At 66.8% G+C, this 13859-nt stretch carries 10 protein-coding genes; all 10 read right to left on the bottom strand.

Going from position 1 to position 13859, the window contains the following annotated elements; genetic code table 11:
• Positions 1-10: 10 nt before the first annotated feature.
• On the bottom strand, positions 11-1087 hold the full coding sequence (locus tag FHP08_RS07680; RefSeq protein ID WP_147703866.1) for a glycosyltransferase family 4 protein: 1077 nt from the start codon (positions 1085-1087) through the stop codon (positions 11-13).
• Between the two features lie 185 nt (positions 1088-1272).
• Positions 1273-2349 (bottom strand): glycosyltransferase, encoded by a 1077-nt coding sequence (locus tag FHP08_RS07675; RefSeq protein WP_147703865.1) that lies wholly within the window; start codon positions 2347-2349, stop codon positions 1273-1275.
• A 485-nt stretch (positions 2350-2834) separates the two neighbouring features.
• Positions 2835-4100 (bottom strand): putative O-glycosylation ligase, exosortase A system-associated, encoded by a 1266-nt coding sequence (locus FHP08_RS07670; protein ID WP_147703864.1) that lies wholly within the window; start codon positions 4098-4100, stop codon positions 2835-2837.
• Entirely contained in the window at positions 4093-6042 is a 1950-nt protein-coding gene (locus tag FHP08_RS07665; RefSeq protein ID WP_147703863.1) for an XrtA/PEP-CTERM system amidotransferase, read from the bottom strand. Before FHP08_RS07665 ends, FHP08_RS07670 begins: the two co-directional genes overlap by 8 nt.
• A gap of 53 nt (positions 6043-6095) precedes the next feature.
• Complete coding sequence (locus FHP08_RS07660; protein WP_222707845.1) at positions 6096-7325, bottom strand: TIGR03088 family PEP-CTERM/XrtA system glycosyltransferase; 1230 nt, start codon at positions 7323-7325, stop codon at positions 6096-6098.
• Positions 7326-7354: 29 nt separating this feature from the next.
• Positions 7355-8986, bottom strand: a complete 1632-nt coding sequence (gene xrtA, locus FHP08_RS07655) for an exosortase A (RefSeq protein ID WP_147703862.1) — start codon at positions 8984-8986, stop codon at positions 7355-7357.
• Positions 8983-10095, bottom strand: a complete 1113-nt coding sequence (locus tag FHP08_RS07650; RefSeq protein WP_225879074.1) for a FemAB family XrtA/PEP-CTERM system-associated protein — start codon at positions 10093-10095, stop codon at positions 8983-8985. Before FHP08_RS07650 ends, xrtA begins: the two co-directional genes overlap by 4 nt.
• Before the next feature lie 2 nt (positions 10096-10097).
• Entirely contained in the window at positions 10098-10994 is an 897-nt protein-coding gene (locus FHP08_RS07645; RefSeq protein WP_147703861.1) for an XrtA system polysaccharide deacetylase, read from the bottom strand.
• Positions 10991-12130, bottom strand: coding sequence for an XrtA/PEP-CTERM system-associated ATPase (locus FHP08_RS07640; RefSeq protein WP_147703860.1), 1140 nt, complete (start codon positions 12128-12130; stop codon positions 10991-10993). The genes FHP08_RS07645 and FHP08_RS07640 overlap by 4 nt, the downstream gene beginning before the upstream one ends.
• Positions 12131-13858: a TIGR03016 family PEP-CTERM system-associated outer membrane protein gene (locus FHP08_RS07635; protein WP_147703859.1), complete on the bottom strand. Its 1728-nt coding sequence runs from the start codon at positions 13856-13858 to the stop codon at positions 12131-12133.
• Between the last annotated feature and the right edge of the window lies 1 nt (position 13859).

The following is a 13859-nucleotide window of genomic DNA, read 5'->3' as shown; positions in this document are numbered from 1 at the left end:
CTACGAGAGTTCAGTCAACGAGCAGACACGACTTGACATCCTGCGTACTGATGGGGCTGCGCGAAGCGATGAGGGAGCCGTAAATCTTGATGAGCGCTTCTGCCACCCCACGCCAGGTGTAGCGACGTGCCAACTCCAGACATGCGTCTACGTCCGTTGCGGCACGCATCGACATGACGGCCCTCCGAATAGCTCCGCGGTCGCTGGGTTCCACGAAGTCGAGCGCGCGAGGGACGGTGCCCAGATCCATCCCATGATGTTTCGTCATGATGGACGGTGTACCGGCAGCAAGAGACTCTAGAACCGATAGTGGCATGACCTCTGATTGCGAGGGCAAGCAGAAGACGGAAGCCAAAGCGTAGGCCGACGGCAAGGCCGGGTCCGAGTAGTCAAGCGGGCCCAAATATCGCACATGAGGGTGCTTGGTTACTTGGGCCAGGTAGTCACGATGAGTGTCGAGGCAGGGACCAATTATGACCAACTCCATCCCTGTACCCGAGAGCGCCTCCGCGAGCGCGAGTTGGTTTTTGTGGGGGCTTACAGTCGCCACGTTGAGGACGTAGCCGGGCGAGATATCGTAGCGCCGGCAAAACAACTCACGATCTGGCCTGAAGAACCGATCCGGAATTCCGTTCGGCACGACGGTTACCGACGCTGGAGGAACGCGGAACCCCTCGACGATCGCGCGCTTTTCCGCACTACCCAAAGCTACAAGGTGATCCGCCAACCTCAGGCAGGTCTCGATCTCGCGATACTCTGTGTGAACGAGCCATCCAGTCAGGCTGCCGACGACCGACTCCAGAAATCTAGCTTTCCGGCCAAGTGGGCGAGTCCAATATGGTCGGATGAGCGGTGAGACCAGAACCGGGATGCCGAAAGCTGCCGCGTACTCGACGACCCGGTAGTTGCCGTTGATCGCAGAGAATACGTGCACCAACTCATACTCAGTCAGATGTTCGCGCGCCGGATCGATGAGTCGGACGTCCGCCCCGAGCGATACAAGCGCATTTGCAGTCTCCCTAATTTGTACTTGAAGGCCGCCGATGTTCTGGAAGAGCATCGGGTAAGATAAAAATGCCACTTTCATTTCGCGATCCTGTGACGCGTCAGTGTTTATTATAATTGCCGCTCATAGTTTGTGCGCGTTCCTCTATTGGCTGACGCTGCCACAGGTGTCCATCGACCGATGCAGGGCGGCGGTTGATTATAAGAATTGCCTTTGCCGTATTTATTTGGCGGCTCGGTGGCGGGCCGGAGTCGGCGGTTGAGCCATTATTTATCTCTAGGGTCTGTTGTCAATGAACGCAGGAGTGCGTTGGTTTGTCGTGCGGCGCGATCCCAATTGTAGAATGAAACGACTGCGTTTCGGCCGTTTTGACCAAGCTCGTGACACCATTGTCGATTCGATTCGAGGATCGAAATGGCACGGGCTAGATCCTCAGGGGTGCCAGTAGTCGGGATGCCTGCCGTCCAGCGATGAATTATGTCTCGGCGTTGCCCTTCTGGTTGGGTAATTACGGCAAGCCCGCTTGCCATATAATCGAATATTTTCAACGGTGAACCTTCTACTTGCCCACGAAGGTCGGCGCGAAATATGTGAATGCCCGCATCCAGCTTGCCAAGCTCGCTGCCGAGTTGGGCATAGGGCACCACGCCGCGTGCGATGACGTTTGACGGGAGCCCTTTCGGGAGGTGCGTCGGGTCGCCAAAGATGTGAATGACAACCGGGCTCATCTTCTGAGCGAGAATGCGAGCACACTGAAGCATCGAGTCAATATCGTGCCAGCCCGCGGCGGTGGTTCCTACCCATGCGACGGATAGTGGGCCGCGGCCGTTTGCCATCCGTGATTCCGAAGGCCGGAAGAGGAGCGGATCGCTACCATTTGGCACTACATGCACGTTCTTAAGACCCAAAGTGCTTGCGGCGTAGTCGGCGATCTCTTGACTTACGGCGATGGCGGCGTCAGCAAAAGGTGCAAGTTTTCGGAGGCGTAAATTGACATTCCTGACCGTCGACGCGGTGCGGCCGGAGTATAATAATTCTATAGATGTTCCGTTCAGTTCCCATACAACGGGAATTTTCCGGATGGAGAGTAGTTTTATAGGTGAGAAGCGCTCCGGTCCGCCAGCCCATTCGACGCGCAGATAGATACATCCGAGGTCACGAAGGAAGCTGAAAATCTGGCGGCCTCGGTAGTGACGGACCAAAGGGTCGAAGTCTTCGCCGACATAGAAGCTGCAAAGATCGTTGCCCAGTTCGTGCAAGCGGCGAGAAAGCTGAAATCCGTGAACCGATCCGCCAGAGGTGGCACGGGAGACGGATTGACCATATAAAAAACCGATTTTCATAGGGGGTGCTGCGTGTGTTCCTAGGAATGCTTGCCCGTCGCGCCTTGAGTTGTGAAACTAAATTGCCCGAGGTATGCCGCCTCGTTCTATGAACGCCTTATCCTGGAGCTTCGTGTTGGTCGGGTCGCGCGCGAGCGCGATGGGTGGCTGGCGATGCTTGACTGTGAGAATCTCTCGATCACTGCGCGGCCTCTCTATTTTCAGAGTGGGTGTACTAAGTATGGAATGACTCGGCAATCGACAGATTCTTGCCAAGGGCGGTGTTAAGCCCGCAGGGCTAATGGAAATGTCGCGTGCTGAGAAATGTGTTACCTGGATCCGTTAAGAAAGCAGCGTTCAGGTTTCCAAATTTGTGCGTTTCCCGACCCGTTGTTCAGTGCTATGTCATCTAGCGAGTTGGGAAGGCCGTCTCGCATGTGGCAACAAAAGGGGTGGGCATGCGCGAATGGAAACTGTCAAGAGACCCTTTAAACGGGGTGTCGCGATTACTGGGCAACGGCAAGCTTAAATTTGGTGAGTGTTGATGCGTCTGCTACAAGGCGTGCGGCGGCAAAGGCGGAGACAGCAAGGTAATAAATAAAGTCCCAGTTTCCAATGTTCACAAAAGCACCGCCCACGGCGTACCCAATAAGACTGACCTGTATCATGCGGGCCAACAATGCTTTAGATCGCCCCTCATTATTCTGTTCAGCTCGCCTTATTGCCCGCCGGCAGTTGAGCCATACGACAGCCCAGATCCATATGAACATCACCAAGCCCGGCCATCCGTGCTCCCCGAGCGCCTGAAAATAGATGCTGTGCGACGCATGTACAGCCTCAGGGCGCGGCGCGTAGCGGGCGAAATTCCTGGGCGTGTACCATTGGAAGCCGGCTCCGGTTATCCGGTCGTTGGCCACGTTGAAGCCAGCGGTCCATGAGTTGATACGCCCCAGCGCCGAGGCGTCTTCCTCGTAGGTCTTGATGGTCTGCATCCGGTCCCAATAGTCCTGGGGCATGAAAGACGCGAGGCCGATCGCGGTCAGCACGGTCACGATGCCCACCGCGAACTTGTGTTGGCTCTTCATCAGCAGGAAGAAGGACATGGCCGCGATGCCCAGGAAGGCGCTGCGCGAGTGCGAGCCGAAGACCGACACGGCGCTCATCAGCGCCGAGAATGCGATTAGCCAGCGCAGCCAGCGCTTCTTCGCGTCGGTGTAGAGCCAGTACATCATCGGCAGCGTCATCACCAGGCCGACGGCCAAGTGGTTGTTGTCCTGGATCGCACTATCGAGTGGCCCCCAGACCAGGAACTGGCCGCCGGACATCAGCGTGAAAACCCCGCCCTTTAGCCCGTAGAAACCCACGCTGCAGCTGCAGACCCAGACGAGCAGCCTGACCTTGTTCCAGTCGGTGAGCAGCGCCAGCGTGACCAGGCACATGGTGTGCACCTTGGCGACTTCGATCCAGCGCGCCCTGGCTTCCCCTGGCTCGAGCGCGAAGATCGAGGTCACCGCCATCCAGGCCAGGTAGAGCAGCACCGGAGAGTAGCGCTTGATGCTGTCGGCGATCTGCCGCTCCTGCGTGGCCAGCAGTCCCAGGATTGTCACGCCGGCATAGGCCATCGCCCAAGGCATTGAATAAGCGAAGCCCCAGGTCATCCGGTGCGGGTTCGCCAGGCTGATCAGCGCGAAGATCAACGCCCCGATGTAGGGGCGCTTGAAGCTGATCGGCAGCAGGCCGACCAGGATCAGTGTGAGCAGGATGTCACGCATGCAGCGCGGTCTCAGCTGGTTCGGGGCGGCTCCCTGACCCAGGCGCGGCCCTGCCGTCCTGTCCCGCCACGAACCTCTCGAACATCAGCAGCGTCCAGATCATCGCGCTCCGGTCCCGCTGCCCCCCCAGGTGCTCGTCCGCGATCCGCGCCAGCATCCCCGCATCGAACACCCCGGTCCCTGCCAGCGTGTCGCCCTTCAGCACCCGCTGCACCTCGCCGCGCAGCGGCCCGCGGAACCAGTCCGCCAGCGGCACCGCGAAGCCCATCTTGGGACGGTAGAGCACGTCGTTCGGCAGCAGCGGCTCCAGGGCCTTCTTGAGCACCAGCTTGCCTTCGCCGCCGGCGAGTTTCAGGCTCGAGGGCAGGCGCGCGGCCCACTCCACCAGCGGGTGGTCCATCAGCGGCTCGCGCACTTCCAGCGAGTGCGCCATGCTGGCCCGGTCCACCTTGGTGTTGATGTCGCCGGGCAGGTAGGTGTTGTAGTCCAGGTACTGGATCAGCGACAGCGCGTCGTCGGTGGGGGCGCGCCGGGCGTGCTCGTGGAACACCTCGCGGGCGCGGTAGCCGCCCAGGCGCTTGCGGAACTCGGGCGAGAACAGCAGGGCCCGGTCGTCGTCGCGCAGGATGGACACCGAGTGGCAGTAGGCGTCCACCGCGTCGCGGGCCAGGGCCTGGAAGGTGGCCCGGGCGCGGAACATGCGCGGCATCTGGTCCAGCTTCGGGTAGATCCTTCCCAGCGTGCCGAACAATGCGTGGCGCAGGCCGGCGGGCAGGCGGTCGCGCAGGGCCTGCTCGCGCACGTGGAACTTGTAGCGGCGGTAGCCGCCGAAGGTCTCGTCGCCGCCGTCGCCGGAGAGCGCCACGGTCACCCGCTTGCGGGCCAGCTCGCAAACCCGGTAGGTGGGAATGGCCGAGCTGTCGGCATAGGGCTCGTCGTACAGGCTCGCCAGCCGGTCGATCAGGCCGAAGTCGTCGGCCTTCACGGTTTCGGTGTAGTGGTCGGTGCGGTAGCGATCGGCCACCATCCTGGCGAACTCGGATTCGTTGTACGAGACCACGTCGAAGCCGATCGAGCAGGTCTTCACCGGGCTGTCCGACAGCCCGGCCATGGCGGCGACCACCGCGCTGGAGTCCACGCCGCCGGACAGGAAGGCGCCCAGCGGCACTTCGGAGATCATCCGCAGCTTCACCGACTCGGTGAGCTTCTCGCGAAGCTGCTCGCAGGCCTCGGCGAGCGACAGCTTGCCGTCGGGCTCGAAGGACACGTCCCAGTAGCGGGCGATGCGCGGGGCCGGCTCGCCGACCTTCCACAGCAGCGTGTGGGCCGGCGCCAGCTTGTGCGCCTGCTTGTAGATGGTGCGCGGGTCGGGGATGTAGCCGAAGGCGAAGTAGTCCTCGATAGCCCGGTCGTCCATCTCGCGCGGGAAGTCCGGGTGGACGGTGATCGTCTTCAGCTCGGAGCCGAACAGCACCGCGCCGTTGGGCAGCTGGGCCCAGTGCAGCGGCTTGACCCCCAGCCGGTCGCGCGCCATGAAGAGCGTTTGCCGGTTGCGGTCCCACAGCGCGAACGCGAACATGCCGCGAAAGCGCTGCACGCAGTTCGCGCCCCACTGCTCCCAGCCGTGGACGATCACCTCGGTGTCGCTCTTGGTGCGGAAAACGTGGCCGGCGGCCTCGAGCTCCTGCGCGAGTTCCTGGAAGTTGTAGATCTCGCCGTTGAATACCACCACCACGCTGCCGTCTTCGTTGAAGAGCGGCTGCTGGCCGGTGGCCACGTCGATGATCGACAGGCGGCGGTGGCCCAGGCCCAGGTGCGGCTCGATGTGCACCGAGCCCTCGTCGGGGCCGCGGTGGAACTGGATGTCGTTCATCCGGCGCAGCAGCGCCTCGCTGGGGCGATCGGGGCTGCGGGGATGAAAGATGCCGGTGATGCCGCACATGGCTGGGGTCGGGTCCTTTGCTTGCTGGGGCTGGGGCGCAGGGCCGGGCCGGATCAGCCGGCGGCCAGCGCGGCCGACAAGCGCACGCCGCAGCGCGCAAGCACGCCTGCATAGAGATCGTCGTAGGCCGCCACCATCCTGTCGAGGGAAAACTGCTCGACGGCGCGCTGGCGCGCGTGCCCGCCGTGCTCGCGGCGCAGCGCGGGGTCGGCCGCGTAGCGGCGCAGCGCGGCGGCAAGGGCCGCGGCGTCGTTGCTGGGCACCAGCAGGCCGGTGCGCTCGTGCTCGACGAGCTCGTGATTGCCGCCCACCCGGGTGGCCACCGAGGGAATGCCGCTGGCCATGGCCTCGAGCAGGGTGTTGCTGATGCCCTCGGCCAGCGAGGGCAGGGCGTGGGCGTCGAAGGCGCGCAGCAGCTCTGGCACGTCGGTGCGGTCGCCGGCCAGCCACACGCGCTCGGCCAGTCTGTGGTCGGCCAGCCAGGTGCGGATCTCGGGCAGCAAGGGGCCACTGCCCACCAGCGCCAGGCGCACCGGCGCGGTCACCGAGCGGTCGAAGGCCAGCAGCTCGAAGGCCTGCAGCAGCAGTAGCGGATGCTTGACGTCGGCCAGGCGGCCCACATAGCCGATCACCGGGGCCTCGGCGGGCCAGCCGGGGGGGGCGCCCAGCGCGGCGAGCGGGTGGCGGGCGTTGGCGCCGGCCGTGCGAGCGGCGTTCGCGGCGGCGGCTTCAGGCGCGTTGAGCGGCCGGAAGCGCTGGGTGTCCACGCCGTTCGTGATCGACGTGATCCGCTCGGGCGCCACGCCCACGCGCTCGCGCAGGTAGTCGCGGGTGGCCTCGGACAGCGCCACCTGCTGGTGCACGAAGCCGCGGATCAGCCGGCGGGTGCGCAGCAGGCCCGAGTGCCCCTTGCCCAGGTCGTGCACCTCCCAGCCGTGCTCGCCGTGCACGCGGGCCGGCACGCCGGCGGCCCAGGCGGCCAACTGCGCTTCCAGCGTGCCGATGTTTCGGGTGTGGACCAGGTCGGGCTTGAGCTCGCGCAGCAGGCGCCAGATCCTGGGCAGGTCGCGCGCCAGCGGGCCGGGCTTGCGCTCGAGCGCAACGATCTTGACGTCCGGATTGGCGATGCGCTTGGCGATGGGCCCCACGCCGGTGAGCGACACGATCGTGTGCCGGTAGCGCTGGGGCGAGAGCGTGTTCACCAGGTTGACCAGGCCGTTCTCCATGCCGCCGGTGTCCAGGCGGTGGATGATGTGGACCAGGTGGGCGGGCGTGGGGGGCATCGAAAGGAAATCTGGTGGGGCGGGGCGGCTCAGCGCGCCGCGGTTTCGCCGCGGCTCAGCCGCGCGGCGGCGGGGGCCAGCTTGTCGCCCACGGCCTGCAGCGCCTGGCGCGCCCGGGTCACGTCTTCGGCGCCCGTGCCGTCGATCGGGGTGGCCAGCACCGCGGCCAGCGAGTGGTCGCCCTGGCCGGTGAGCAGCGACAGCGCGGTCAGGCCCTTGGCCTCGTAGGCGCTGGCGGTAGCGCGGCCGGCGATCTGGTACCAGTGCCAGACCAGCAGCTCGCGGCCCGGATGGCCGATGCGCAACTCCTCGACCTTGCCCCAGCCGGCGTCGCGGGTCGTGTGGCCACGTACCGGCCACCGCGGGTCGCCCAGCCGCTGCACCATGTGCTTCGTATGGATCATCTCCCTGCCTTCGTGCTGGCGTGCGTAGTAGTAGACGTGCGCCTCGACCGGATGTTCGCCGGCGCGGGCCAGAGCGTGAACGCTTTCGATGGCTTCGGCGTAGACGGGGACCCATCCGAAGAGGCTCGCTTCGGGGGTTCCGGGAGCGGCCGCAGCGCTCGAGGGCGATCCCGTCCTCGCGCTGGTGGCATTCGACTCGGCGCCGATGGCCTGGCGGATGGTGTCGCCGACGGCCACCGGCTCGGTGGCGTCGAGCAGTGCGCCGGCCAGCGGGCGGGCGGCCAGCGCCAGGACCAGGGCGGCCACGGCGGCGGTCACGATGCGGCCGAGTTTCGGGTGGTGCTGTGGATCCTGGGCCGCGCTGCCGGCCGCGCGCTCTGCAGCGACCGCCGGCGCCGGCTCGCGCCAGCGCGAGCCAAACCAGAAGAGCAGCGCCATCACGATGCCGAAGAACACCCAGCCGTAGATCAGGTGGTCGGCGCCCGCCGCCAGCTTGTTGTTCGTCAGGTGGCCCAGCATGACGATCATGTAGGCGCGGACCCAGTTCGCCACGATGGGCACCACGATGGACAGCGCGATGAAGGCCAGTCGGTACTTCAGAGTGCGGAATTGCAGCCAGGCGAACAGCACGCCCAGCGCCAGCGAGGCGATCAGGTAGCGCAAGCCGCTGCAGGCCTCCACCACCGACCAGCGGCCGGTGGGCACCATGAAGTGCAGGCCCTCGCGGTACACCGGGACGCCGCTCCACTGCAGGGCCAGCACGGTGGCGTCGGCCGTGTAGTCCATCAGGATGGGCGTGAGAAAGTCGCCCACCGGCACCGCGAAGAACAGGAAGGCCAGCGGGAAGGCCAGCGCCGCCACGATGGGCAGGCCGGTGAGCGCGGCCATGGCGGCCGGAATCACCGCCACCGCGCCGAACTGCTCCACCGAGGCCACCCCGGCCACCCGGCCCACCACCCACAGCGTGGCGAAGGCGGCCACCAGAAGCAGACCCGGCATGAAGCTGCGGACCGGCAACTGCGACCAGTCGCCGCGGTTGCGCCAGACCATCCAGGCCGCGAAGGGCAGGGCGATGAAACCGTGCGTGTAGGTCTCGGAGGCCATCCAGACCCGCACCATGCCCATCCACGCGTCGGGGAAGGCCAGCCAGGACAGCGCGATCGAGAAGGCGAAGGCGGCCAGCACCGTGGTGACCGCGGCGCGGCCGGCGGCGGGCATCGCGGCCGGCACCGCTTCGGGCAGGCGCTCCATCTTCATCCCAGCCCCCGCACCAGGTGGGGTCCCACTGCGTTCACGAACCAGCGCGGCATGCGCCGCCAGGTCTCGATCATCAGCCGGTACTTCGGGTTCAGCGGATTGTTCTGCGGCACGCCCTGGCCGCGCACCAGCTTGTATTCGTAGACCAGCGGCGTGGGCTCGAAGCCCCAATTCTTCTTGAAGTCGTAGGGGCCGGTGCCGAGCTTGCTGCGGCCGTAGTTGAACACCGTGCAGCCGCGCTCCACCGCGTGGCGCATCAGCGACCAGTACTTGAAGTCGTTGGCGGCCAGGTCGCGCGCGCTGGCGTAGTCGCCGGCGTGCATCGGCAGTGCCTCGCCGCGGTAGTACAGGCTCAGCACGCCGGACAGCGGATTGCCTTGCGGGTCGCGCACGATCAGCAGGTCGGCCTGCTCGCCGAAGGCCTCGAGCAGCAGCGCGAAGTAGCGGCGCGCGTGCGCCGGCGTGCCGTGGCGGTGCACGTTGTCGGCAAACAGGTCGAAGAAGGTGTCCAGGTCGCCGGCGTCCGCGGTGAGGCCGTTCTTGATGCCCTTGCGCACCATGGCGCGCTGCTTGCGCGGGATGGCGTTCAGGTTGGCGTCGTGGTCGGGCGAGATGGCCTTGCGGAAGACCACGTAGAGGTCGTTGCTGGGCCAGCCGCGCGCGGTCTCGTCCGGGGCCGGCAGGCGGCGGTATTCGAGATGGTCCACGCGGAGCTTCTCGGCCAGCGCCACTGCGGCCTGGTCGAGCGCCTGCGCGGCCTGCGAGTCGTCGGCCAGCGGGCCGGCGTAGGGGCAGAAGGGCAGGCTGGACAACGAGTGGCCGAACAGCAGGGTCTTGACCTGGGCGAGCGGCAGCACGCCCACCACGCGTTCGCCGCGCCGCGCCACCAGGTAGTGCGGAACATGCGCGAAGGCCTCGGCCAGCACCCGGCGCCAGGGCCAGCAGTGGTAGACGGTGCCCTCGGGGTGGGCGTCCACATAGGCGGTCCAGGCGCGGGCGTCGGCGTCGCTTGCCGTGGTGACGGTGACCGACACGCGATCGGCCGCCGCCGCGGCGCCCATGCCGCTCGCCCGGTCTTCGGTCAGCCTGTCCTGCACCCTTGCCTTCATCGTCAGACCTCGATGTGCTCGGCGAACACCCGGTCCACGCGCTGCCAGCGGAAGTCGTTCAGCAGGCGGGCTAGCCGCTGCTCGGTGCGGTGCAGGTTCAGGTAGTGGCGGAACTTCGACTTGGCCCCGGCGTGCGCTACCCGCGGCTGCTCCGGGTCCACCTCCCAGGGGTGGAAGTAGAAGATCGCCGGCTGGCCGTCCAGACGGTTGATGCGCCGCAGGCTCCAGCGCGACACCGAATAGGGCAGCAGCCGGAAGTAGCCGCCGCCCGAGGCCGGCAGGTTGCGCCCGAGCATGCGCAGCGAGCTGGGCGGGATCTCCACGATGCCGGCCTGCGTGCGCCAGGCAAAGCGCGGCGCCTCGGGCATGCCGTAGTGATCGTGCGCGATCGGGTACACGCTCGAGCTGTAGCGGTGGCCGGTCTCGGCCAGCACGTCGTGGGCCCAGAGATTGTCGCGGCCGATGGAAAAGCTGGGCGCGCGGTAGCCGTGCACCGCCACGCCGCCGATGTCTTCCAGCGCCACGCGGGCGCGCATCAGGTCTTCGCGAAAGCCTTCGGGCGTGAGATCGCTGACCCGCTGGTGGCCGTAGCCGTGGCTGGCGAGCTCGTGGCCGCCCGCCACGATCGCGCGGATGATGGCCGGGTAGCGCTCGGCGATCCAGCCCAGCGTGAAGAAGGTGGCCTTGGCGTCGTAGCGATCCAGCAGCGCCAGGATGCGCTCGAGGTTGCGCTCCACCCGGCACTCGAGGGAATCCCACTGCGAGCGGTCGATGTGGCGATCGAAGGCGGCGACCTGGAACCAGTCTTCCACGTCGATCGACATCGCGTTGGCGATCGGCGCGGCCGTGCGGGCCTGCGCGCCGTGCCCGGGGCGCTGCGGATCGATTCGGGCGATCATTGCCGTTCGCGCTCGGCGCTGCGCGGCGCGCCTTCGGCCGGGCCGCCCGAACCGGGAGAGGGCACCGACACCGTGGTCGACGCGCCCTGGTTTCGGAAGCGCCGCAGCACCCGCTTGAGCGCGTTGTAGATCAGCGCGGTCGACGACTCCAGCACCGCCACGCGGTCCTCGAGGCGGGCCAGCCGATCGTCGTCGCTGCCGCGCGGGCGCGCGCCGTTGCCGGCCAGGGCGCCGCCGGCCGCGGCCCCGCCGGCAATGTGCATGCCGTTGCCGGCCGCGCGGCGGCCGGCCTGGCTGTTCAGGTCGATGACCTCGGCGCGCGGGCCGAGCTCCACCGCGAGCTCGTCGGCGATCTCGGTCACGTCCTTCGCGGCGATCGTGTGCTTCTCCGCCAGGAAGGCGCTGAGCAGCATCCGGTCGGCCAGCGTGTTGATGCGGCGGGGAATGCCGCCGGTGACCTCGTGCACCTTGGCGAACACGTCGGCCTCGAAGGCCGGGTCGTTCTTCCAGCCCACGCGGGTCAGGCGGTGCTCGATGTACTGGCGGGTCTCGGCGGTGTCCAGCGGACCCAGGTGGTAGGCCGCGATGATCCGCTGCTTGAGCTGGCTCATCTCGGGGCGCTGCATCAGGTCGCGCAGCTCGGGCTGGCCGATCAAAAAGCTCTGCAGCAGCGACTTGGTGTCGAGCTGGAAATTCGACAGCATGCGCAGCTCTTCGATCGCGCTGGCGCTCAGGTTCTGCGCTTCGTCCACGATCAGCAGCGCGCGCCGGCCCTCCGAGTGCAGGTGCTTCAGGAAGGCCTCGATGCGCAGCAGCAGCGTGGCCTTGTCCTCGGTGTCCACGTTCAGGCCCAGGCCGCCGGCCACGATGCGCACCAGGTCCGAGGCCTCGAGCTGGGTGGTGACCACCTGCACCGGCAGCACCTTGTCCACCGGCAGGCGGCGCAGCAGTTGCCGGACCAGCGTGGTCTTGCCCGCGCCGACCTCGCCGGTGACCACGATGAAGCCCTCCGCCTGGTGCAGGCCGTACTCCAGGTAGGCCATGGCGCGGCGATGGCCGCGGCTGCCGAAGAAGAATTCCGGGTCGGGGCTGAGCTGGAAGGGCTTGGCCGACAGGCCGTAGAAGGATTCGTACATTTACTTGAACTTCATGTCGATGCCGCCGTAGACAGCGTTTTCGTCATAGCGGGTGCCGGCGCCCGAGGCGCTCTGCTGGGCATGACGGATGCCTGCGAATGCGGTGGTCTTCGAGTCCAGCACAGTGCTTACCCCGGCCCGCAACGTGGTGAGCGTGGTCTCGGTGCCGAGGGTGGGTATCTCCACGATCCGGCGGTCGATCGAGGCCTCGAGCGAGGACCGGCCGTCGAGCTTCTGCTGCCCGGTGAGCGCCAGGCCGCGCTCGCGGATCTCCTGCAGGAAGCTGGTAGCGGCGGTGGTGGTGCCGCGGATGCCGCCCAGGCTCGTGCTGGGCAGGTTCAGCGTGAAGCCGTTCTCGCGCTTGGACCACCAGGCCGACAGCGTGAGCGAGCGGCTGGCGCCGCGCAGGCCCCAGAAGGCGGTGAGCCGGCTCTGCAGCTGCGCCGAATCCGTGATCAGCGCGCTGGTGATCGGCAGCCCGGCGGGCAGCACAAGGCCGCTGGCCAGCAGGCTGCCCAGCACGCTGTTCGGCACGCCCAGCGGGTTCGCGGTGAGCGCCAGCGGGTCGATGGCCAGCAGTGCCGAGTCGGCGTTGGTGATGACGCCCCGGCTGAACTGGATGCCGGTGGTGCTGCGGACGGTGTTCCAGGCCACGCGGGCGGAGCCGCTGGTGCCGTAGTAGCGATCGGCCACCTCGGCCGAGACGCTCAACCGCGAGTTCGGGTTCCAGTCGAAGCCGAGCAGCGGGCCATAGCCGAAGTCGTCGCCTTCCGCGTTGCGCACGCCGTCTATCTGGTCGTAGACCACGCCGGCGCGAAGCATCAGCGTGTGGCTGAAACGGTAGCTCAGGTTCGCGCCGGAGCTGCGGCGGTCGCGCTCGAAGCCGCTGTCGTAGAACTGGCGCTGGAAGTTGCCGAAGGCCTGCCAGTTCCAGTCGCGGCCCACGTCGATGCCGGCGATCGATCCGGACACCGATTGCGTGGAGGAGGCCAGCGTGAGCCCCGTGCTGCCACCCCTGTGGTTGTAGCTGTAGCGCAGGTTGTAGCTGGCCCACCGGCCAAGGGTGTCGCGGTACCAGGGCGACACGGTGAAGCTGCGCAATCGCCCGATGTTCCCGCCGAAGGTGGCGGTCTGGTCGGTGCTGATGGGGCCGTTGATCGACGTGAGCACTGTGCCCATGTAGCCGGAGGCGTCGAGCCACAAATTGTCGCTCACCAGCGCGAAGCTGCCGTTGGCCACCAGGTTGTGGCGGAACAGGTTGAAGTCCGCGTCGCCCACCCGAAAGAAATTGCGCAGCTGGTAGCTCACGTTGTACGTGGCGCCCGGGCGCTGAGAGCTGGCGATCAGGTATGGCGAGACCTCGAAGAACAGGTCGGCATCTTCCTGGCCGGGCGGCGCACGTCGAACGTTGTCGCTCAGGGTGGCCGTGGCGCGCACGCCGGGAAGAAGCACCGGCGGGTCGATGCGGCGCTCGCCGCCGAGCAGGGGAAGCGACAGACCCTCGTCGCGGGTGCCCGGCGACAGGCCGGTGCCGGCGGGCAGGCTGCCGTCGGCAGGCAGCGTGCTGCCGGTCGGGGCCGATGAATCGGTGGTGACCTGGGCCGCGGCCGGCAACGGCGCGCTCAGCGCGAATGCGAGCGAGGCCGCCAGCGGCGTGAGCGACAGGATTCGCGGCGAGAGCGCTAGGGTCAGCGGCGCGAGTGCCACGGTCAGCGCCTTGCGCGCCACC

The organism is Zeimonas arvi (assembly GCF_008039575.1).
In the GTDB taxonomy this organism is placed as follows: domain Bacteria; phylum Pseudomonadota; class Gammaproteobacteria; order Burkholderiales; family Burkholderiaceae_E; genus Zeimonas; species Zeimonas arvi.
The sequence above is the reverse complement of the archived record's forward strand: the minus strand, read 5'-3'. Positions and strand labels throughout refer to the sequence as shown.